Source organism: Paenibacillus larvae subsp. larvae (assembly GCF_002003265.1).
GTDB classification, from domain to species: Bacteria; Bacillota; Bacilli; order Paenibacillales; family NBRC-103111; genus Paenibacillus_H; species Paenibacillus_H larvae.
The window spans coordinates 206,974-226,375 of the sequence record NZ_CP019687.1 but is presented as its reverse complement, the minus strand read 5'-3'; the positions used below and the strand labels follow the sequence as shown (position 1 = coordinate 226,375).

Annotated in this window: 28 protein-coding genes; 5 read left to right on the top strand and 23 right to left on the bottom strand. The window is 38.0% G+C overall.

Going from position 1 to position 19,402, the window contains the following annotated elements; translation table 11 throughout:
• Nucleotides 1-31: 31 nt before the first annotated feature.
• The 4 genes from BXP28_RS01215 to BXP28_RS01205 form a co-directional block, all read right to left on the bottom strand.
• Complete coding sequence (locus BXP28_RS01215; protein WP_036658153.1) at nt 32-508, bottom strand: hypothetical protein; 477 nt, start codon at nt 506-508, stop codon at nt 32-34.
• A 69-nt stretch (nt 509-577) separates the two neighbouring features.
• Nucleotides 578-652, bottom strand: a complete 75-nt coding sequence (locus tag BXP28_RS25720; RefSeq protein ID WP_496543689.1) for a hypothetical protein — start codon at nt 650-652, stop codon at nt 578-580.
• Between the two features lie 11 nt (nt 653-663).
• The gene (locus BXP28_RS23735) at nt 664-792 is read right to left on the bottom strand and encodes a hypothetical protein (protein WP_257125659.1); all 129 of its coding nucleotides are present in this window, start codon (nt 790-792) and stop codon (nt 664-666) included.
• 633 nt (nt 793-1,425) lie between these two features.
• The gene (locus BXP28_RS01205; RefSeq protein WP_235430733.1) at nt 1,426-1,926 is read right to left on the bottom strand and encodes a YqxI family protein; all 501 of its coding nucleotides are present in this window, start codon (nt 1,924-1,926) and stop codon (nt 1,426-1,428) included.
• Between the two features lie 90 nt (nt 1,927-2,016).
• On the opposite strand from BXP28_RS01205, the gene BXP28_RS01200 reads away from it, so the two are divergent.
• Together BXP28_RS01200 and BXP28_RS01195 are read left to right on the top strand one after the other, a co-directional pair.
• Entirely contained in the window at nt 2,017-2,502 is a 486-nt protein-coding gene (locus BXP28_RS01200) for a hypothetical protein (RefSeq protein ID WP_046655214.1), read from the top strand.
• A gap of 756 nt (nt 2,503-3,258) precedes the next feature.
• Complete coding sequence (locus BXP28_RS01195; protein ID WP_023484139.1) at nt 3,259-3,453, top strand: hypothetical protein; 195 nt, start codon at nt 3,259-3,261, stop codon at nt 3,451-3,453.
• Nucleotides 3,454-3,688: 235 nt separating this feature from the next.
• Here the strand turns inward: BXP28_RS01195 and BXP28_RS01190 are convergent, their stop codons facing one another.
• Nucleotides 3,689-3,886, bottom strand: a complete 198-nt coding sequence (locus tag BXP28_RS01190) for a hypothetical protein (RefSeq protein ID WP_036658150.1) — start codon at nt 3,884-3,886, stop codon at nt 3,689-3,691.
• A 555-nt stretch (nt 3,887-4,441) separates the two neighbouring features.
• Here BXP28_RS01190 and BXP28_RS01185 point away from each other — a divergent pair.
• Entirely contained in the window at nt 4,442-4,933 is a 492-nt protein-coding gene (locus tag BXP28_RS01185; protein WP_235430732.1) for a hypothetical protein, read from the top strand.
• A gap of 751 nt (nt 4,934-5,684) precedes the next feature.
• Here the strand turns inward: BXP28_RS01185 and BXP28_RS01175 are convergent.
• On the bottom strand, nt 5,685-5,885 hold the full coding sequence (locus BXP28_RS01175; protein WP_036658145.1) for a hypothetical protein: 201 nt from the start codon (nt 5,883-5,885) through the stop codon (nt 5,685-5,687).
• A gap of 223 nt (nt 5,886-6,108) precedes the next feature.
• On the opposite strand from BXP28_RS01175, the gene BXP28_RS01170 reads away from it, so the two are divergent.
• Nucleotides 6,109-6,519, top strand: coding sequence for a hypothetical protein (locus BXP28_RS01170; protein WP_023483462.1), 411 nt, complete (start codon nt 6,109-6,111; stop codon nt 6,517-6,519).
• Nucleotides 6,520-7,193: 674 nt separating this feature from the next.
• Here BXP28_RS01170 and BXP28_RS01165 read toward each other — a convergent pair.
• From BXP28_RS01165 to BXP28_RS01135, 10 genes are all read right to left on the bottom strand, one after another.
• Nucleotides 7,194-8,336, bottom strand: a complete 1,143-nt coding sequence (locus BXP28_RS01165) for a S8 family peptidase (protein WP_023483463.1) — start codon at nt 8,334-8,336, stop codon at nt 7,194-7,196.
• 44 nt (nt 8,337-8,380) lie between these two features.
• Complete coding sequence (locus BXP28_RS01160) at nt 8,381-8,767, bottom strand: DUF1878 family protein (protein WP_023483464.1); 387 nt, start codon at nt 8,765-8,767, stop codon at nt 8,381-8,383.
• A 104-nt stretch (nt 8,768-8,871) separates the two neighbouring features.
• Entirely contained in the window at nt 8,872-9,246 is a 375-nt protein-coding gene (locus BXP28_RS01155) for a YqxI family protein (protein WP_023483465.1), read from the bottom strand.
• A gap of 691 nt (nt 9,247-9,937) precedes the next feature.
• Nucleotides 9,938-10,087 (bottom strand): hypothetical protein, encoded by a 150-nt coding sequence (locus BXP28_RS22365; RefSeq protein WP_155116258.1) that lies wholly within the window; start codon nt 10,085-10,087, stop codon nt 9,938-9,940.
• The gene (locus tag BXP28_RS01150; RefSeq protein ID WP_023483466.1) at nt 10,077-11,051 is read right to left on the bottom strand and encodes a hypothetical protein; all 975 of its coding nucleotides are present in this window, start codon (nt 11,049-11,051) and stop codon (nt 10,077-10,079) included. Before BXP28_RS01150 ends, BXP28_RS22365 begins: the two co-directional genes overlap by 11 nt.
• A gap of 39 nt (nt 11,052-11,090) precedes the next feature.
• Nucleotides 11,091-11,432, bottom strand: coding sequence for a hypothetical protein (locus BXP28_RS01145; protein ID WP_051428090.1), 342 nt, complete (start codon nt 11,430-11,432; stop codon nt 11,091-11,093).
• 107 nt (nt 11,433-11,539) lie between these two features.
• Complete coding sequence (locus BXP28_RS24820) at nt 11,540-11,650, bottom strand: hypothetical protein (RefSeq protein WP_367869704.1); 111 nt, start codon at nt 11,648-11,650, stop codon at nt 11,540-11,542.
• 514 nt (nt 11,651-12,164) lie between these two features.
• Nucleotides 12,165-12,317, bottom strand: a complete 153-nt coding sequence (locus BXP28_RS22355) for a hypothetical protein (protein WP_155116257.1) — start codon at nt 12,315-12,317, stop codon at nt 12,165-12,167.
• Nucleotides 12,307-12,915, bottom strand: a complete 609-nt coding sequence (locus tag BXP28_RS01140; protein ID WP_023483545.1) for a hypothetical protein — start codon at nt 12,913-12,915, stop codon at nt 12,307-12,309. Before BXP28_RS01140 ends, BXP28_RS22355 begins: the two co-directional genes overlap by 11 nt.
• A 213-nt stretch (nt 12,916-13,128) precedes the next feature.
• Complete coding sequence (locus BXP28_RS01135; RefSeq protein WP_051428089.1) at nt 13,129-13,659, bottom strand: hypothetical protein; 531 nt, start codon at nt 13,657-13,659, stop codon at nt 13,129-13,131.
• A gap of 914 nt (nt 13,660-14,573) precedes the next feature.
• On the opposite strand from BXP28_RS01135, the gene BXP28_RS01120 reads away from it, so the two are divergent.
• Nucleotides 14,574-15,011, top strand: coding sequence for a hypothetical protein (locus BXP28_RS01120; protein ID WP_036658141.1), 438 nt, complete (start codon nt 14,574-14,576; stop codon nt 15,009-15,011).
• 132 nt (nt 15,012-15,143) lie between these two features.
• Here the strand turns inward: BXP28_RS01120 and BXP28_RS01115 are convergent, their stop codons facing one another.
• From BXP28_RS01115 to BXP28_RS01085, 7 genes are all read right to left on the bottom strand, one after another.
• Nucleotides 15,144-15,515: a 3'-5' exonuclease gene (locus tag BXP28_RS01115; RefSeq protein WP_051428088.1), complete on the bottom strand. Its 372-nt coding sequence runs from the start codon at nt 15,513-15,515 to the stop codon at nt 15,144-15,146.
• Between the two features lie 267 nt (nt 15,516-15,782).
• A complete protein-coding gene (locus BXP28_RS01110; RefSeq protein ID WP_036658138.1) occupies nt 15,783-16,082 on the bottom strand; it encodes a tyrosine-type recombinase/integrase in 300 nt (99 codons plus the stop codon).
• A 33-nt stretch (nt 16,083-16,115) separates the two neighbouring features.
• Nucleotides 16,116-16,349 (bottom strand): hypothetical protein, encoded by a 234-nt coding sequence (locus BXP28_RS01105; RefSeq protein ID WP_036658135.1) that lies wholly within the window; start codon nt 16,347-16,349, stop codon nt 16,116-16,118.
• Nucleotides 16,336-16,671 carry a hypothetical protein gene (locus tag BXP28_RS01100; RefSeq protein WP_158529810.1) on the bottom strand — a complete coding sequence of 112 codons (336 nt, stop codon included), beginning with the start codon at nt 16,669-16,671 and terminating at the stop codon, nt 16,336-16,338. The genes BXP28_RS01105 and BXP28_RS01100 overlap by 14 nt, the downstream gene beginning before the upstream one ends.
• 316 nt (nt 16,672-16,987) lie before the next feature.
• On the bottom strand, nt 16,988-18,517 hold the full coding sequence (ahpF, locus tag BXP28_RS01095; RefSeq protein WP_036658131.1) for an alkyl hydroperoxide reductase subunit F: 1,530 nt from the start codon (nt 18,515-18,517) through the stop codon (nt 16,988-16,990).
• An 11-nt stretch (nt 18,518-18,528) separates the two neighbouring features.
• Complete coding sequence (gene ahpC / locus BXP28_RS01090) at nt 18,529-19,092, bottom strand: alkyl hydroperoxide reductase subunit C (RefSeq protein WP_023485392.1); 564 nt, start codon at nt 19,090-19,092, stop codon at nt 18,529-18,531.
• 142 nt (nt 19,093-19,234) lie between these two features.
• Nucleotides 19,235-19,399: a FeoB-associated Cys-rich membrane protein gene (locus tag BXP28_RS01085; RefSeq protein ID WP_036658506.1), complete on the bottom strand. Its 165-nt coding sequence runs from the start codon at nt 19,397-19,399 to the stop codon at nt 19,235-19,237.
• Between the last annotated feature and the right edge of the window lie 3 nt (nt 19,400-19,402).

Here is a 19,402-nt window from a genome sequence, read left to right as displayed (position 1 = left end):
AAGTAAACCTTTCCTTTTGATCAAGAAGTCCTTAAAACCCTACAGGCCATTCTCCCAGAAGCAGCTCGAGCTTAGATAGTTGGTGGTTGAACTGCAGTAATTCAGAAGTAAGTTCGTTCATTTTCTCCAACCGGGTCACTTCGGTGACATAAGCCGGTGATTGTTCAGTAACATATTTTCTTGTGTAATAATAATTCAGTTCCATCTCCAATGATCCGATCTTTTCCTGTACTTCCTTTTGGTCTTTATAGAGCAGGTACTCTTTATCACTTTGTATATAATCAATCACTTCTTCCAAAATCATATCCTTAAATCTATGATCGGACGATTCGGTATACTCTATAATGTATTGGCCAATCGGAAAACTTTGTAACAAAGAATCAAAAAACTTCCGGAAACTTGCATCCGTAAGCAATTTTTTATTCTCCTGAAGGATGATTGAAAACATATGAATATCCGTTTTCGCCAAATAAAGAGCTATTCTTTCTACAATCTCTTGGTTACTCATTAAAAAATTTCCTTCTCCTTAGATTTTAATTATAAATACTAGCTCCTTTGTTAGACTCAACCCGTATTTTTAGTATTCCCAACTTTTAGCCACAATCTGACGAATCAGTCGGGCTGCTTTATCAGTATTTCCTAAGCTCTGAATAACACGATGCTTTATCTTTTTTCCGTCCCGGTAGCTTTCAGCAAGTCCTGAATGTACTGTTCAACAGTATCTATAAACCAATAGACTTTTCCGCCTATCTTTTTATCTTCGGGAGGAAGCTTACCCCTTTTATAATACACATTTATTTTTCTCCTATCGTAACGAAATCCTGCCTCCCGTAGCATATCCGCAAATTGAGTTTGATTTAGTAATTCAACCTCCGCTTTATCCACAATATACATATGGTCCGAGCCCTCAGGCAATAAATAGGTATCTTTTTTAAAGAAAAGGTGAATAGCTTCTAATGCCAAAGTTAGCCATGACCCATCTAAAAATTGAAACAACTTACTCAAATCAAAGGACGTTCGATCCGGGTGTTCAAAAAAACAACAGAGCTCAAGAAAAATCTGTTCTACATCCGAAAGCCCTTCACAGCTCTTTTTGTTCTTAATGTGTTCTTCGATATCAAATTCCCAAACTCCATGATCAATAAATGCTATACAGTCTTCGTTACTACTTTCTGCGTCGTACTAAGTGCAGAACCACCTATCAATGTAATCTCCACTGCAATACATAAGATCCAGTTCTTAATTTTCACCTTTCAGCACCCCTTTCATGATGTTAGCGAATCTTGAATGATAACAAAAACCCCTTATGCTCTTGCAAGTAAATAACCATTTATTGGCATGCAATCACCATTCCTATTTTGCTGGCATATAAAAAAACAGGCCTGGAATCTTATGTGAAGATTCATAGCCTGTTTTTTATTAGTCTTATATAAGCCACATAATGATATCTGCAATAGATTCAGCCGTTTTTTCTGGTACTCCTACCGCTTTTAAAGCAGAAACAAGAGCACCTTTTGATGCAGTGTTTAATCTTTCTGTAGCATCTGCAATTTTATCGGCATATTTACTGATTACCTTCGCTTTTTCAGGAGACAAAGGTTTGAGTATCCATTGAAGAGATTTGCCTCCGACTCTACATATTGATCCGATAAATTTTATTGCTCTAAGAGCACCAAAAATTGGACCCCTAGGCTGTATTTTTCCTGATTTAGCTGAATTGAAGACATATTGTGTAGAAGCTTGTGAATACTTTAAAACAGTTGGTTTTTGATTGAAATTAGTTGGCACTGAAGGTGTTTGTGTTTTAGAAATTGATGTTTTTTCAGCTGCTTGAGCTGATGAAATTGAACCAAATCCTGAAGTAGTTAAAATGGTTAATGCTGTGAGTGCTACTATGCCTCGAGTGATGTTTTTCTTTAACTTCATTAAATAGTACCTCTTATTTTTTCATTTTGGTGCAGTAAATTGCACCCGAGTGATATAATAACATAAAATACAAATTTTGGGGTGTTTGTGTTGGTAAAACCAGAAAAAAATAAGGAAACCAAGAAAGAGACTATTGGGGATCACGTTTTTGCAATTACGGTTCTGGCTCTGATGTTGCTGTTTATACTTTCTATACCATTCTTTATCTTTTATGGAGTGCTTAAGTTGGTTTCTTTAACACCTTACGTATCCATAAATTCAAGTAGCACTTTCGAATCTATGGTTATTGTCTTTAAATTTTTTGTTATTACTGTAGTGACATTATTGATTGTAGATGGATTCTTTTGCCTGATTTTAATAAAAAAGAAGGGGTTATTTAATCTCATCTTAGAGGAACTGTTAGTGTTAATGGTGATGTATCTTTATGTATTAATTTATTCTCTGTATTCCGAGGATATTGTCATTAAGGATATTGGGGTAGCCCTTGTTTCTTTGTCCTTGTTTGTCTTATATCTTTTAATACACCTTTTGGATTTTGTGGTAGAAAAACTCAAGAGTAAGCAAAGGAACAATTAACAAAGCAAGGATTATCAAAAGTAATAGGGGAAAAGTGGGCGAAGAAAGCCAGCCAATCTTTATCTTTATATAAAGTAGCTGACGTTATTGAAGGAGTACAATTTGTTGCTGGCGGACTTCCACCTGATATTGCATAGAAAGTCAAAAGCCTCAAACGGAATACTCCTCCCCTTTGGGAAGGGTATTTTTATGAATGGCTTCGTTTTCTGCCGTTCCCAAGCGTAGAGCTGTAACATACCTTTATCATTTGGTCATGAGTGAAGTTCTTAAAAAAATTTCCATTGTTTGCGACTTATTGCACCCTGGCCTAATAAGGAAAAAAATTTAAACAGAGGAGAACAGAGAAGGTGTCCCAAGTCCGAAAGGATAAGCGTTTAATAAGGGATCGATGCCCTTTTTAACCCCTGAACAGGTTCCAATTAAGACTTTCCGAAAGGAAAGACCCATGTGATAAAAAAGAAAAAAGGCAGGGCATAGGCCGGACCTCCTATTTACGGTTTTTGTTCTTCCACGCCACCGGGTACCCATGGTTGCGGAGTGAAAGCGCAGCAAAAAAGCCCAATGGAACCTAGAGCCCGTTCCGGATTGCCGGTTAAGGGGTCTGGTTCGCTTGGGCTTTAGTGGGTGGTGGGGTTTCGTGGCCAAGTTAATATCAATGTATTTGCCAAGCATTCCCTCTACTAACATTAAGCCTCAACTAAAAGTCTGCTCAAGAAACATTGGGAGGATCTTCCCGTCCGAAAGATATCCGTCTCGTTGGAAGGGCTTGTCCGTGATGATACGATGCAGCTCATCTTTTTTGAAGATCGGATGAAAAAAATGGCTTTGAAAAAGGCACTTGACGGTATTAAAGTCCGGTTCGGCGATGCTTCGATCATGCGTACAGAATCCATTACAGGATCCGGCCAGGCTAAAGAGCTTCACATGAAAATTGGAGGACATTATAGATGATTGAGACTCCCACGGCTAAAGCCGCAAGCTGTCACCTTTGGTATCATTGAGATTCTTGAATGTTAGTTGGTCATACAGACTTTAGATTAACAGTGACAAGAACGAAACCATGCACACTATATTGGAACTATCATCGATCTAAAATTAGAGTAACCTACCGTGCTTCGGAAACGAAATCGATCAAGAGCACCGACTAAAAAAATTCATGGCTCCTTATCGGAACCATGAACTCTTCTTACGAATCCCTCTCTAAAACTGCTTGTGCATTCACCTCCTTTCGGAAGTAGCCACTTAGCCGGTCAAATGGAACAATTTCCCCATCTGACCAGCTCATCTTAGCCAGCCGGCCAATGTAAAAACCTGCGGCAGATCGTAATACCCGTCGCCCCGTAATTTCCAGTACATCCTCGTATTCGATTCCGTCAATGATCATCCTTAATCATCCTCCTTTGTTATGTGAACATCTTCTATGTTCAAAGAAACTGCAAATTTTTCCGCAAGGGCCGTCAAGGGGCTTGAAGAATGAAAAATTTTTTGAGTGAAGTTCTTAAAAAAATTTTCATTGTTGGCGACTTGTCGCCCCCCTTGATGGCCTAATAAGGAAAAATTTATTCTAAAGAGAACAGAGAAGGTGCCCCCACCCAAAAGGAGCAGCTGGGAAGTATATTCGCAAAGCGAAGATATTTTCCACTGCACACTGTCCGACAGGACAGGCGTTTAAATAAGGGCTCGATGCCCTTTTTAAACGCCCTGAACAGGGAAGACTTTCCGCAAGGAAAGTACCCATCTAGGGGCATCTTCTAATTACCAATGTGGTAAATCAATGCAAGAGCATAAGACCGTGAAAGTTCCTGAACCTGGTGAGTATCGGAGGAAAAATATCTCATTTAAACAGTTGTAAAAGGGCTTTCATTTTGTTACCCTTAACCTAAAAGGTGTATATAATGGATATATATTCCTTTTAATCATGGTAAAGGGGATGTGTTTAATGAAAGTGAAAATTATAGGAAGTGTTTTAGCTGCCACTTTAGTTCTAAGTTCAATTGGAGGCTCATATGCATTAGCTAACTCATCATATATGATCTCAACCGGGGTGAAATATACAAGTTATGAAGATGCAGATATTACTAACCATGATTTATATAAACGTTTAACCAAAGATAAACAAAAGGAATTTATGGAAATCGTCAAAGGAACTAATTTGAATTACCAACAACAAGTTCAATTACTCAAAGACAGAGAAAATATGGGGCAAGAGCAAGAAAAAACGTTGAAAGTTTCACTTATTAAAAAAGCTGCTAAAATTTTAGCTGCTAAACTAGGAGAAAAATCAATCGCAGACATAGCGGACTATCTTTTTGATTGGGAAGATAACCTTCAACAAGGAATTGAAAATTACTTAGTAGATAACAGTAGCCCATTGGACAGCAAAAACTATTATGTTTATCCTATTTTAAAAATATTTAGGAATGGCAGTTGATGAAAATTGGACAATTTTAAAAAAATAGCATTTTGGACATTAATGTTGTTTTTCTTAGTAACTAGCTCTATAAGAACTTTTATAGATTCTAATTTTGGTCAACCTATAAGAGATTATTTCCGCGATGTCTCTATTATTGTAAAAATAGTCATCGTAATACTGTTTGTGTTACTACTGCTTTATTTGTTTCCTTATAAGCCAAAGAAAAGCAGAAAGTAACTAAAAATATCCGACAAACTTAACCTAAATGGTGACTTATGGCACTCTACTTTTTTAGGGTTGCGGTAAGTCACCATTTTCGCTTAACCCAATAAAAGTTATTTATTTGCAAGTACATAAGCAATATCAGACTGAACATTAAAACAACCTAAAGGCTGTTTAGCTTTTCTTTCAATCAGATCTCGTGTCATGAAGTCCTGCTCCTAAAAGAGAGTCATTTGCCTATTATCAAAGTTCATAAGCAGAAGTTCCTGTGCTGTATTATTGTTACCGTTCACAACTTGTCGCGCTGCTTGAAAGGTTTCTCGATAAAAGTTACCACCATTTTTCGCTATTTTTTTATTTTCCCACTCCACCGGATGGTACGCATGGTTTCGGGACGAAATCGCATCAAAAAAGCCCAATGGAACCTAAAGCCAGTTCCGGCTTCCGATAATGGGTCTGGTTCGCTTGGGCCATATCTTTAACCATTTCTTGGTAGGGAAAATGGCGATTTATCACACCACCTAAAAAGGGGGATAATATTCGCCAATTAGGGTAACCAGAAAGCCACACTATTTTTTTTGTTTTTTCTATAAATTGCTAAAGGCACTACGGTTAAAAAGACTATTACAAAACCAATTACAGATACTGTATCACGTATAGTGATATCTTTAGTTGAAAAATTAACGGCTGCCATGGTGCCTAAACAGATTAAAATAATTAAGTGGCCATACTTTTCCAATATATCCATAAAATCACCTCCAAATACCATTATATGAACATTGAACCAATAAAAATACCATGATACTATATATGGGAATAAAATACATTTGAGGTATTTATTATTAACATTTCTTTTTTTCGTAAAAAGAGTATTTTGTGGGTGATGGCTTTTGTTTTGTTATTTTCATCTATTGGGTCTGCGAATGCAGCATTTAATCCAGAAGCTGACAAAGAGTATCAACCATTAGAAGATGTTTTTTCTGCTTGAATCTTTGCCTGATAGTGTTATTGCAGAGGGTGACAATGCAATAGTTGATTGGTTGAACAAGAATTCTAATATGCACGTTGGACAGCAAGGTGATTTTGCCACTTTTGGATTAATTGGTTGTGTTTCTGCTATTGGAACTGCACTTTTTACTAATTTGATACCTTTTGCAAAAATCGCCAAAATTAAAGCTGCAATTAAAGCAGCTGGAGGCGCGACAACGTTTGTTAAGACTTTGATGTCGGCATATAAAGCTGCAAAAAATGCAGGTAAAGCAACTTGGGATGCTGTAAAAATAGCTGTTTCTAAAGCTGGAGAAAAAGCAGGTCCAGAAGCTACAAGAGCACTGATAGAATTGTTTAATGTTGGAAATGTATATTCAGCTTGTTTTGAATAAATGCCATAAAGGAAAATGCAGGTCTAAATAGGGATATCGCCAACAAAACGCGAATTTCGCACGTTAAGGGGGCCCGCCAACAAAACGCGGAAAACGTACGTTAAGGAGAAGAAGCCAGCAAAATCGCCATTTCCCGTACGCTAAGGGATACAGCACAAAGTCAATTGTGTTGTGTAATTCTCGCTTTAACAATCGTTACAATGGCCTTAACGCAACACAATATAGCCAATTATGGCCGGATCACGATGCAACACAAGTTGTTAGCGTACGTTTTCCGCGTTTTGCTGTCTCTACCCCTTATCCGGATTGACCAAAAATAAAAAAGCCTTTAAAACCAGGCTTTCACTCGCTTTTATAGAAACCGTATTTCCTACTTACCATACATTATTTTTTTTCTTTGTATTTTCTACTCCCCTATTAGTGGGGGGGCTTATGATTCGCTTCGCTCATCTTATTTTTACGCGGCTTCGCCGCTGTCTGTCTCAGCTCCTTCGCTCCCGTTGCCACTCGGCGGCTTACCGCCGCCTGCGCTCCGGTCGCTTCGCCAGACGAATACGCTACCCCTTTGAATCCAAAGAAACTAACCGATCTTTATTTTCCTCTTAAGGAGTATTCTACAAGAAAATTTTAGAAAAGTAAACGACCTTAAGAACCGCTGGCATCGCTCATCAACCCTATGGGTTATCCGCTATACGCACCGTATTAGTATCTATCATTTTTAGAGAATTTTTTATACTTACTTTACCATTTCCATATTCAAAGGGGTCTCCTAATGGTATAGCTGATTTATTCATAATTTCTCTAACTTTCCAATTGGTTAAATCTGGGTCCCTCTCAAAAAGTAACGCAGCAACTCCTACAACATGAGCGGCAGCCATGGACGTTCCACTGTCACTTTCATAATCTCCGTTATTCCATGTGCTTAATATATCTGTACCCGGTGCCATCAACTCAAGTTTTGCCCCCTTACTTGATAGAAATCCTCTTGAATCATTTTTATCTAATGCTCCCACTGCTATTACAGAATCAAATTTAGCTGGATAAGTGATCGTATCATCGTCTATATATCCTTTATTTCCAGCAGAAGAAACTAATAATACTCCTTTTTGATAAGCTTTTGTCATTGCATCTTCAAAGAAAGTCGATTTTTTAGTTCCTCCTAAACTCATTAAAACAATTTTTATTTTATGTTCAATAGCCCAATCTATCCCTCTAATTACAGTACTATACTTTCCATTAGATTCGGAATCTAAGACTTTTACAGCATACAAATCCACATCGGGTGCTATACCTGCAACACCTCTGTTATTATATTGAGCTGCAATAATTCCTGCTAAATGGGTTCCGTGTCCATTGTCATCATCAAAATCCACATTATTTTCTATAAATGAAATACCATCTTTTATCCTTAATGCTTTATGATCCTTATCAATTCCTGTATCCAGGATTGCTACAGATACTCCTTTTCCTGTTAATTCAGTTTTCTTTTCTTGATTTTTAACAGGAAATTTAAGATTTGAAATTTTATTTTGATGACTATCTTGTGCTTTTACAACTCTATCTTGTTCAACCCGTTTAATCTTTTTATTGTTTTCCAAAATCACATTTGGATTGTATGCAAATTCAGCTTTTACTGCAGATATATTTGGAAATGTTTCTTTGATTGTCCCACCATTTTCAACAATAATAAATTTTTCATCAATTTCGTTTTTAAACAAAATTAAATAGTCAGCCTTTTTGATGATCTCTGCATTTGCATTCTTATACATTCCAAGCAAAGTAAATAATGTTAAGAATAACCCAAGAAATTTCTTCATTTTTAGCTCCTTTTAAAACACAAATAAGGCTTGTTTTACAAGCCTTATTTGTATTGTTGAAGTAAATATTGACAGGCATCATCTGACTCTTTTTGTTTATTGATGGCCATTAACAAATATTTAGGATCTATCGGAATACTGAGTTTCTGTAAATAAGATTCATATTCATCGATAGTTGGAGTCACATCTACATCATAAATTACATCTAAACCAATTGAATCAAAATAATCCTTTTCAAATCTTAGGTTATCGTTTTTAGATAATCGATTGTTAAATAAACTGATTATGCATAAGACTGATTTCTCAATTTGCTCATCTAAGTCATAATTGATAATTTGATGGTAAAAAGCAAATCTTTCAGGATCATCATGTAAAATCATAGTTAGCATCAACTTTTGATGGTACTTCACTTTCTTAATCTCTTGTTCCATCTTATAAACCACCCGACCTGTTTAAAGTATAAATGTAGTAATAGCTTTTGCTATTACTCTAGCAGATCCTTGTGGAATTCCACACTGAAAAATCATAAAATCAACTAACCTTTGTTCGACTTGTGATTCAATCTTTCTAATGAATCGGCAATTTTGCTAGCATTATCTTTTAAATATTTGGCTTCTTTAGTTCCAAAGCCTAGCCATTCTGTAATTTTATGAAAAGCACTTCCACCGTTACGTAAACCCCACACGACAACGGATTTTTTCCATCCCTGTGCAGTTACTTCACCATCTTGATCCATTGTCACTACTGATTGATTATTTGCATTTTTTTTAAAATCGATTGATCCCCAATTCATGGGAACTTGTTTTACTTCTATAGTCGTATTTTCTGCCGCAAAAGAAGGCATCGGTGCAATGGTTAGCATTGTTGCGACTGCCAAAGACGCCAGAATTAGTTTTTTAAATTTAAACATAGATGAATCTCCTCCTAATATATGGTTATAAATTTCAAAAATTATTATTACATATACTTCATGTATAGTCAATAATTGTTTGTATATCCTTTTTTGTCCAATCACAATTATTGCCACATTCAGGTATCGCCAGTAAGGGGTTTGCGGGTGGTATCAGCAACGCTGGTACTACCCCTTGATGCAATAATTTTTATTTAACAGTACTCAGGGAAATCCAATGCCCATGTTTAAAAAACTTTTGTTCTTAATGATAATAGAAGATCAAATCAGAACAGGGCTAAATCAACGCATCGTCGATTCCTTGCTTTTTCAATTTTGAGTGAGTCCGGCTTCCTCGGAATATTTGCCCAGAATCTTGCAGATTCCCCGATCCGTGTATTTCTTCTTCCAGGAGGATTCAAAATACGGTTTTTGTTCTTCCACGCCACCGGGTACCCATGGTTATGGAGCGAAAGCGTAGCAAAAAAGCCTAATGGAACCTAGAGTCCATTCCGGCTTCTGGGTCTGGTTCGCTTGGGCTTTTTAGGTTCTACTTGACAGGGGTAAGTGCAAAAGCCTAGTTTTAAAGGGCTTTTTTATTTTGGTTTCCCGTCGGGATTAGAGGGTAAGAATTAAGCAAATAACCGGCTGCCTAAGTGGCCGGTTATTATTTGGGGGTATAATAACGTAGTTGTGGGTTTGAAGGAGAAAATCATGAAGCATAATCTCCCCCAACTCCATGATCAGAAAGAGCAATAGTAGCATTTGATGCTGTTGCTTGAGTAGTTGTACTAAAAGCGGATGACTCGCCTATCAATGTAATCGCTACTGTAATGCATAATATCCAATTCTTAATTTTCATCTACCGACACCTCTTTCATGATATTTGCGAATTGTTCTTTCTGGGAATCTGAAGCATGCTTAATATATTGCTGAAACCGTCCAACGAACAATAAAGTTTGAGAGTGTTTTTTAGTGGAAATAGACAGGGGAAGGCAATATAAAATGGTTTCCAGTCCTTCTACAAAACGATGGTGATTAAATGCATAAATTGCTTTTTGATAATGAATTTTACAGTGTCGTTCGATCTCTATAGCGGTTGCCTCTTTTCCGATGGAGGTAATGGGAATCTTATTTAAGATGTAGTCTACGTTAAACGCATAGGTATTTGCAGCTTCTAAAATGTTACAGAGACCGGCAGGAATTTCATTAGGGTGATCAGTAAGGTAATTTGTATATTCATCAAGTATACTTGTATTTCCCAAAAGCAATTCTATACCATATTTATTCGCTTGTGCCCATAAACGAAACTTGTCTACTTCTTTCTTTCCATGTTCGTCTAAGATCTCAAACCAGCCTAAATCCTCATAACCTTGTAAATATTGTTTCGCTTTCTCATAATAACCTTGTTTAGTCAGTGCCACACTTTTCATAAGGTAAGATTGTCCATAATATACAACAAGAGGGTGTTCTCTTATAGATGGCTCCGATGTTCTTTTGCTCCTTTGTACCAGTAGTTCTTCTTGGTACCTAATCGTAACAAGTATTCTCAATTCATCAGCAAATTGTTCAGCCAGGTTCCATTTTTTGAGAGAGAAACAAATTCGGGCTAATTGAAATAAAGCATCCAACTGAAAATTTTCAGGGAGGTTTTTGCGGAAACCCTCAAAACGAATTACTGCTTTGAAGTTTTCATCAGCATCAGATCCAATACTAGCCCTAAAGACTCGATAATGACTGATGGCCAAGCGCTCAGAGTGATTAAATTTTTCCTCCTCAATGACTTCCTCATAAAAAAGAAGCGACTCTTCAACAAGACCATTCAATACAATTCCTCTGCTGCAGAAAAAAGCAGTTCGGTGTACTTAGGATGTTCCACCGACATATGGATCGCATTCATAATCAAGTCGGTTTTTCCCTAGCTCAGCACAGCGAATTAAAAAGGATTTTATTCTGGGGATGGAAACTCTATTATTATTGGAACACTCAGCAAGGTATAGATCATAGTAATGTCCTTCGGGTAAGCCTAAGGCTTCTGTTAACGTATCTAATTGTTTCAAGGTGATAGGCCGCAGTTTTTTCTTCTGCAGGCTGGCACTAAGATTACCGATAGATAGTCCGCTGTATTCTGAAAGACTTGATAGCGTATATACGGATTTTACTATGGCATTTTCAATTTCGACACGCAGTGCAATTCGACTATCCATTTTTCTCCTTCTTTACGAGATTAATAATACCATATATAGTTAATTTTAACAATATTAACAAGACCCATACCTAAAAGCAAGGGCTTCCCAGATCATCAAGAACCTTTTCATGCAATTTGGCTAGTACGTTTAGAACCGCGTTTCTTGCGTGTTATAGCACGTTGGAGCTGTTTAAGATGACTTTCGTTTCTTCGCAGTTGCTTGGGTGCCTTAAACATTGTGCTGTCTGAAGTAACAGCAAGGTGTAACAAGCCAAGATCAATACCCAATTCTTTACACCTACCCGCAAGGCGGACATGCCATCAGCGGTAACAAAGTTCGTTTGTCTAAGATCGGTGACGTAAAGATTAAACTTCAAGGAAAGATCAAAAACCTGTACCATTACCGTGAAAAACGGGAAATACTACGCATGCTTTTCTTGTGAAGTAGATCCGCAACAACTTCCCGTCTCTGATGAAAAAATACCGTTGCTCTGGTTTAAACCGGGGAAAGCCTGGCGTTTCCCCATGTTTAACACAGCGAAAAAATGCTTGAAAAGCCTTACCTAGTCCTCCTGGATATTCTTTTTAACAGAATGTTTCCATAGCACCCGTACATGCTCTGGATTACCTTCGTAAAACGCAACATTAATCAAGTCTCCGTTCTGGATCCGTTACGGATAAAAAAACCGGTTCCTTGTACACTTAGGAACCGGTCTTTTATTATCTTAGCGTAAGGTTTGGGTGAAGAATATCATGAAGATGCTTTATGATCCCCAATTCCATGATCGATTAAAGCCATAATAGGATTTTCTGTCGCTACTTTTTGAATCGCTGTGCTAAGAGCAGAACCACTTATCAATGTAATTGCGACTGTAATACATAAGATCCAATTCTTAATTTTCACCTTTCAGCACTCCTTTCATGATGTTCGCGAATTGCTCTTTCTGGGAATCCGAGGCATAGTTCAGGTACTGCAGTAACTGGGCTGCACATAATACAGTTTCAGAATGTTCCTTATTTGAAATAGATAAAGAGAGACAGTATAGAAGGGTTTCCAGCCCTTCTGCAAAATGTTGCTGATTAAAAGCATAAATAGCTTTTTGGTAATGGAATCTAAAATGTTGTTCAATTCTTACAATCTCCACTTTATTGTTATCTGTAGAAAACTCAGGGAATCGCTCTAATATATGCTCTATGGAAAATCCGTGTGCATTGGCAGCTTCCATAATTCTAGCCAAACCAGTAGGAATTTCATTTGGATGTTCGGCAAGATAATTCGTGTACTCATCAAGTACACTGACATTTCCTAGAAGTAATTCTATACAGTAAGTATTCGCTTTTGCCCACAAACGAAACTTCTCCACTTCTTTCTTTCCTTGTTCGTCTAAAACCTCAAACCAACTAAGATCCTCATATCCTTCTATATATTGTTTAGCCTTCTCATAATAACCCTGTTTAAATAGAGCAGCACTTTTTATTAGATAGGATTGGCCATAGTACATAACAAGGGGTTTTTCCGTTTTAGTTCTGTTACACTTTTGTCCTTTTTCTTTAACAGTTCTTCTTGGTATCTAATCGTAGCAACTATTCTTAATTCATCAGCAAATTGTCAGTAAATCTCCATTTTTTAAGACACAAACAAACTTCAGCTAATTGCAACAAGGCTTCCAACTGCAAATCTTCAGGGAGTTTTTTGCGGAAGCCCTCAAAACGAATCACTGCTTTGTAATTTTCTTCAGCATCAGTTCCGATAGTGATTCTAAAAATTCGATAGTGACTGATGGCCAGCCGATCAGAATGATGTACTTTTCCTCCTCTATGACTTCTTCGTAAAAAAGAATTGACTCTTCAAGAAGACCATTCATATATAAATTCTCTGCTACAGAAAAAAGCAGTTCCGTATACCTGGAACACTCCGCTAACATATCGATGGCCTTCATGATCAATTCGGTTTTTCCAAGTTCTGCACATCGGTATAAAAAGGTTCCCATTCGAGGTCTAGCCACTCTATCTTTATAAAAACACTCCGCTAGATAGTACTCATAATAATATCCTTCTGGTAAGCCAAGTACTTCTGTTAGCTTATTTAATTGTTTAATGGTGATAGGCCGAAGCGTTTTCCCTCGTAAGCTGGCACTCAGATTCCCAACATGAGAACCGCCCATCTCTTGAAGTTGAGACAGTGTACATCCGGTTTCAGCTATGGCCTTTTCAAGTTCATCACGCAGCGAAATTCGGCTATCCATTTTCATCCCCCCAAGACGACAATAGCATATATGGATAATTTTGGGAATATTAACTATGTTGAATACTGAGAAGTACCCAGGTTTTCCCTATACGCACCGCATCCAACTTTCTTCTCAGCACAATCTCTTTATCTGGCCGGGAGTTCTTCCCCACTTAGCACCGGCTTCCTTGGCACCCATTATAAGTTGTTCAACCTTACTTTTCACGATTTTTCTCCTGTCACGTTTTCTTGTTTTCTTTTCCTTGAAGATTGGCAGCCTTAATAAGGCTCAGTATATTATTAATCGTTCTTTGTTCATATCCAGAACTTTTTATCATTTCACACCAAATATAATACTGGATACTTTTCTACAAATGATCTGTATTGCTTAACTTGCCATTCTTCTATAACAAGACCTTCTGGCCGTGTTGGGCATGCGAGATCACGTTCAATCCATTCCACACAACCTTACACCTTTATACTGCAAATCCATCTGCTCACCGCCTATTCAGTTAAGTTATTTAACCATTCTGGCCATTTGACCAAACACGCAAATGGAATACAATTACATTAAAAGGTAAAAAGGGAAAGTAGGTGAACGTGGTATGTGGAATAAATTTCTAGACAGAATGTTAAAGTTGTGGATTGCGATTCCCAATTCATTGAAATCAGGAGTTGTTCACTTAATACTTATTGTGTTTTTTTTCATTTATCTAGTAAATGGAGTCGAATTTGTAATCGAGTTTTTTAATGGTTCTTCTTCCTTTAAAGCCTCTGATTTTATCATCTCTATGGTTCTGGCATTTATCCTTTTCTGGTGTATTAAAAATGTAACAAAAGACAAGAAAGAAAAATGATAAGAGATACACCCAAATTATGGTTTTTGGGTGTATATTTATGGTGTGACAAATAAAAAATGTAAGGAGGTGTGTTATGAAAAAGAAGTTTTTTTCAGCCTTTTTGGCTATAACTGTCTTGGTTACCCTCTTAGGAGGAGGAATTAGTTCAGCTTCGACTGCTACAGGAGAGCCTACTCCCCAAAAAGTGGAGTTAAACATGAGTTTAGTAAAAAACGGTCCCAAAACTACTCCATCTACTGAACAAAAAGGTATTATAGGTTCTTTGATTAAAAAGTTAGCTACCAAGTTGCTGCGTTTTTCTGCACCATATGTAGAAAAAGGATTAGCAAAAGTAATAGGGGAAAAGTGGGCGAAAAAAGCCAGCCAATCTTTTTATAAAGTAGCTGACTTCATTGAAAAAGCACAAAAAATAGAAGAACACGCAATTGCACAAATATTTATAGCTGGCGGACTTCCACCTGATATTGCATATCAAGCTGCACATTACTTAGTTTTGCTTCTCCCGGGCTAAAAAGTCTTAAAACAAAAATAATCCTCCATTTTGGAGGGTTATTTTGCTTTCGTCTCAAACTAACAGAGAATTTATGTCACATCTTGACGAATATAGGTAGGGGTACCGCCAGCAAAATGCGGATTTACAACGTTAAGAAGTTTTAGCACTCTCAACTTCAACTCTTCTTTTAGCCACGATTCGGTTAATTATCCGGGCACATGTTATACAATCGGCTTTTGCTCGGTGACTGCCTATTATTTGAATGTCCTGATCATAAGCAGCATCTACCAAACCTACCCAAGTAAAATCACGCTGATCCTTGGAATAACTACCGACAAATTCCGCATAGGTCTGCATGATACAAAAACTTTCAAAAGGGATATAAGATAAGTTATGACGCTTGCAATTGTTTCGGATCATGCGAGTATCGAAATCGGCATTATAAATGAGCATGGTCTTACCGGTGAGAAGTTTTTGAACCTGTGCCCAAACTTCAGGCCAACTTGGAGCGTCAGCAACCATTTCGTTCGTGATTCCATGATGCTATTGATTCTGTTCTTTAAATCGTCGGTCATTTTAAAGCCTTTTGTGGTTTCAGCCATAATATTACTCTCCTTTTTAGTTAACTATAATAATCAGTGTTACCAGTTGGTTAACTAGGTTTACTAAGTTAATTTATTGCCTGTTTTTCTTGTGAAGTAGATCCGCAACAACTTCCTGTTTCATTACCAATGATCACCGATGCATTCCAGTCCGGCATACAAACAAACCATTCGCATGAGAATCGGATCATCCCCATACTTCCTTCAGCTTACGGTTGAACTGCTCCATACTCGGTTGAGTATATCGCACCGTGGTTTGTATAGCTGGCGTTCCCTTGTTGGTGACATGCCCAAGATAAAAAGCAATCTCCTTCAGGTCCCAACCAGCCTCCCTCGCCCGGTGTGCAAAATCATGCCGTAAGTCATGGAATGTCACATCCTGGATGAGTTCCCACTCATCCTTCGTTGCACGGCTCTTGATTTTTTCCAACCACTGATGAATACCACTCTCAGTAAGCCGATCCGATCTTTGGGGATGTAAATACATATTTGCTTTCTGGAGATTTCCTTTGTGATCTGTTTATATATTCGAAGAGTTTCCGCCGAACCTCATTCCGGAGATCCAATTCCCGGATCTTCCTACTTTAATTCTTCCGATTTTAGGACCAACATAAACGTTGTTTACCAGAAGCCAGGAAACATCACTTGGCCGGCAGCCGGCCCAGTACCCAAGTGCAAAAATGGCTGCGCTTCGTTCTTCCCCGTCCCGTTCTATAAGATTCTTCAGCACATAACGTTTATCAGGAGATAACATCCGGGGAGCCATTTGCGGTTGTGGAGGTATCACAATCCCCTGTGCAGGATTTTTCCGGATCAACCCTTTTTCTTCTATGAGCTTCTGTAAATTGCCTTAATATCCTCATATAAGCATCAATGGTAGAATCATCTTTATTAGATAATTCTTTTCGATATTCCTCCAAAATAGGAATATACTCTGGAAATGGTATAACATTCACTTTCAGTCCCTCTTTTTGCCCCATTTTTTTCTGTAGTGAGTTGGATAAAACGCTCTCTTCCCCTTCTCTATTTTTCTCTAGTAGGTTAGGTTTTAACTCTAAGAATATATAAAAATACAAAAGAAAAATTCGCATTGAAGAAGGATACGCTTTGTGGGTTCGATATATGGGTAGAACCGGAGAGTGTATTCGGGCAAATGAAAAACGACTCGAGGTCCAGACGATTCCTGCTTCGCGACTTAGCGAAAGTGAGCCTGGAGGTGAGAAGTGACAGAGTATGACCGAAAAAAGGTCGAGTTCGAGAGCCAATATGAGCTCTAACTCGACCTTTTTGTATAAAACTTAAATTGTTTTATAAGCGGTGGCTGTCTTATAGTAGTTAAAAACTACTTTTGGGACAGCCCCATTGTTCCTATCCTTCCAAGAGCACTTACTTCTAATTACGAATTAGATAATCGAAAGCACCTAAAGCTGCATTAGCGCCAGATCCCATAGAAATGATAATCTGCTTATATGGGCTATTCGTACAATCCCCGGCAGCAAACACTCCAGGTACGTTTGTAGCGCCGTGGTTATTTACAACGATTTCACCTAAGTGAGTTCGTTCAACCGAGTCACCTAACCAATCAGTATTTGGTACAAGACCAATCTGCACAAACACACCCTGCAATTCAATATGCTGAGTTACTCCTGTCTCACGCTCGACATAAGAAATACCGTTAACCTTGTCAGTTCCGGTAATTTCTTTTGTTTGCACGTTCTTAAGGACAGTAACATTAGGCAAGTTGTAAAGTCGCTCTTGCAGCACAGCATCAGCTTTGAGCTCTGGCGCAAATTCGAGTACCGTTACGTGTCTCACAATACCTGCCAGATCAATCGCCGCCTCGATACCTGAATTCCCACCGCCAACAACCGCAACGTCTTTTTTCATGAATAAAGGACCATCACAATGTGGACAGTAAGCTACACCTTTGTTCTTGAACTCTACTTCGCCGGGTACACCCATATTCCGCCAACGAGCACCTGTTGATACGATTACAGTCTTACTCCTTAGAATAGCACCGTTTTCCAGTTCAATTTCGATTAGATCCTTCTTTTCTAAACACTTGGCACTCTGTGATTTCATAACATCAATGCCATACTCTTTCACTTGCTGTTCAATATTAGCTACGAGCTGAGGACCTTCAATATATTTTACACTAATAAAGTTCTCAATGCCCAAAGTATCATTGACCTGACCACCAAAGCGTTCAGCAACAATACCTGTGCGAATCCCTTTACGTGCTGCATAAATCGCTGCACTTGCACCTGCTGGGCCACCGCCAACAACAAGCACATCATATGGATCCTTATTGTCAAACTCTGATGCGTCCAGAGCATTACCGATTTTGGCAAGAATTTCTTCAACCGTCATACGGCCACTTTCGAAAAATTCGCCATTGAGGTAAACACTTGGTACAGACATAATGTCCTTTCTTTCTACCTCTGTTTTGAATACTGCACCGTCAATCATCGTATGAGTAATGCCAGGATTGAGGATGCTCATCAAGTTCAGTGCTTGTACAACATCAGGACAGTTATGGCAGTTCAGACTGATATAAGTTTCAAACTTATATTCGCCACGAATATTTTTGATTTGATCAATTAAACTTTGCTCAACCTTTGGAGATCTCCCGCTAACCTGTAGTAAAGCCAATATTAATGAAGTAAACTCGTGCCCCAAAGGAGTTCCTGCAAAGGTTACACCAGTATCTTCGCCCACACGATTTACACTAAAGCTTGGTGTTCTAGATAATTGTGTTTTTTCCACTGTTATCTTCGAAGACATACTGGAAATTTCATCCACCAAAGCCAGCATCTCTGTAGATGAATCATCGGAGCCTGCACTGACTTTGAGCACCACATTACCTTCCAAGAGCTGAAGATATTGTGCTAGTTGGCTTTTTATTTCTTGATCTAGTATCATCATTTTGCACCTTAAATCTTGCCTACGAGATCAAGACTTGGCTTGAGTGTTTGCGTACCTTCCTGCCATTTCGCTGGACAAACTTCACCCGGATGGTTGTGAACATACTGTGCTGCCTTGATCTTGTTAATAAGAGCACTTGCATCACGGCCAATGCCTCCTGCATTAATCTCAGCCGCTTGGATAACACCGTCCGGATCAATGATGAAAGTACCACGGTCCGCAAGACCTTCAGCTTCGATCAGTACATCAAAGTTACGAGAGAGTACATGTGAAGGATCACCAATCATAATATACGTAACCTTACCGATAGCAGTAAAGCTTTCATGCCATGCTTTATGTGTAAAATGAGTATCCGTTGAAACGGAATACACTTCAACACCAAGTTGTTTCAAGGTTTCGTATTGATTTTGCAAATCTTCGAGCTCGGTAGGACAAACGAATGTAAAGTCGGCTGGGTAGAAGCAAACTACACTCCATTTACCTTTGAAATTTTCTTCTGTAACTTCAATAAATTTACCATTGTGAAATGCGGATGCTTTGAATGGTAATACTTCTGTTCCGATTAGTGACATGTTCATCTCTCCTCTAGGTGTATTTTGGTGATTAGATCATCCTGCAACAATATGTTCTAAACACAATTTATAATTATTATAATTAAGCAAATAATGAAATTTGTCAAGCTTTTTTTCTTATCTGTTTTTAGAGACCGTGTTTCTATTTCATGTCTTGTTTGATAACTGGATTACAAGTTTTTGACTGACACGATTTATTTAAGGAACACCCCGCGCACTTTCCTTTTTTATTGTTCTTAATAAAATTGAATAAAGTATATCCTGCATAACCAAAAATAACAGTTCCAATGACACTATTGACTATTATCAT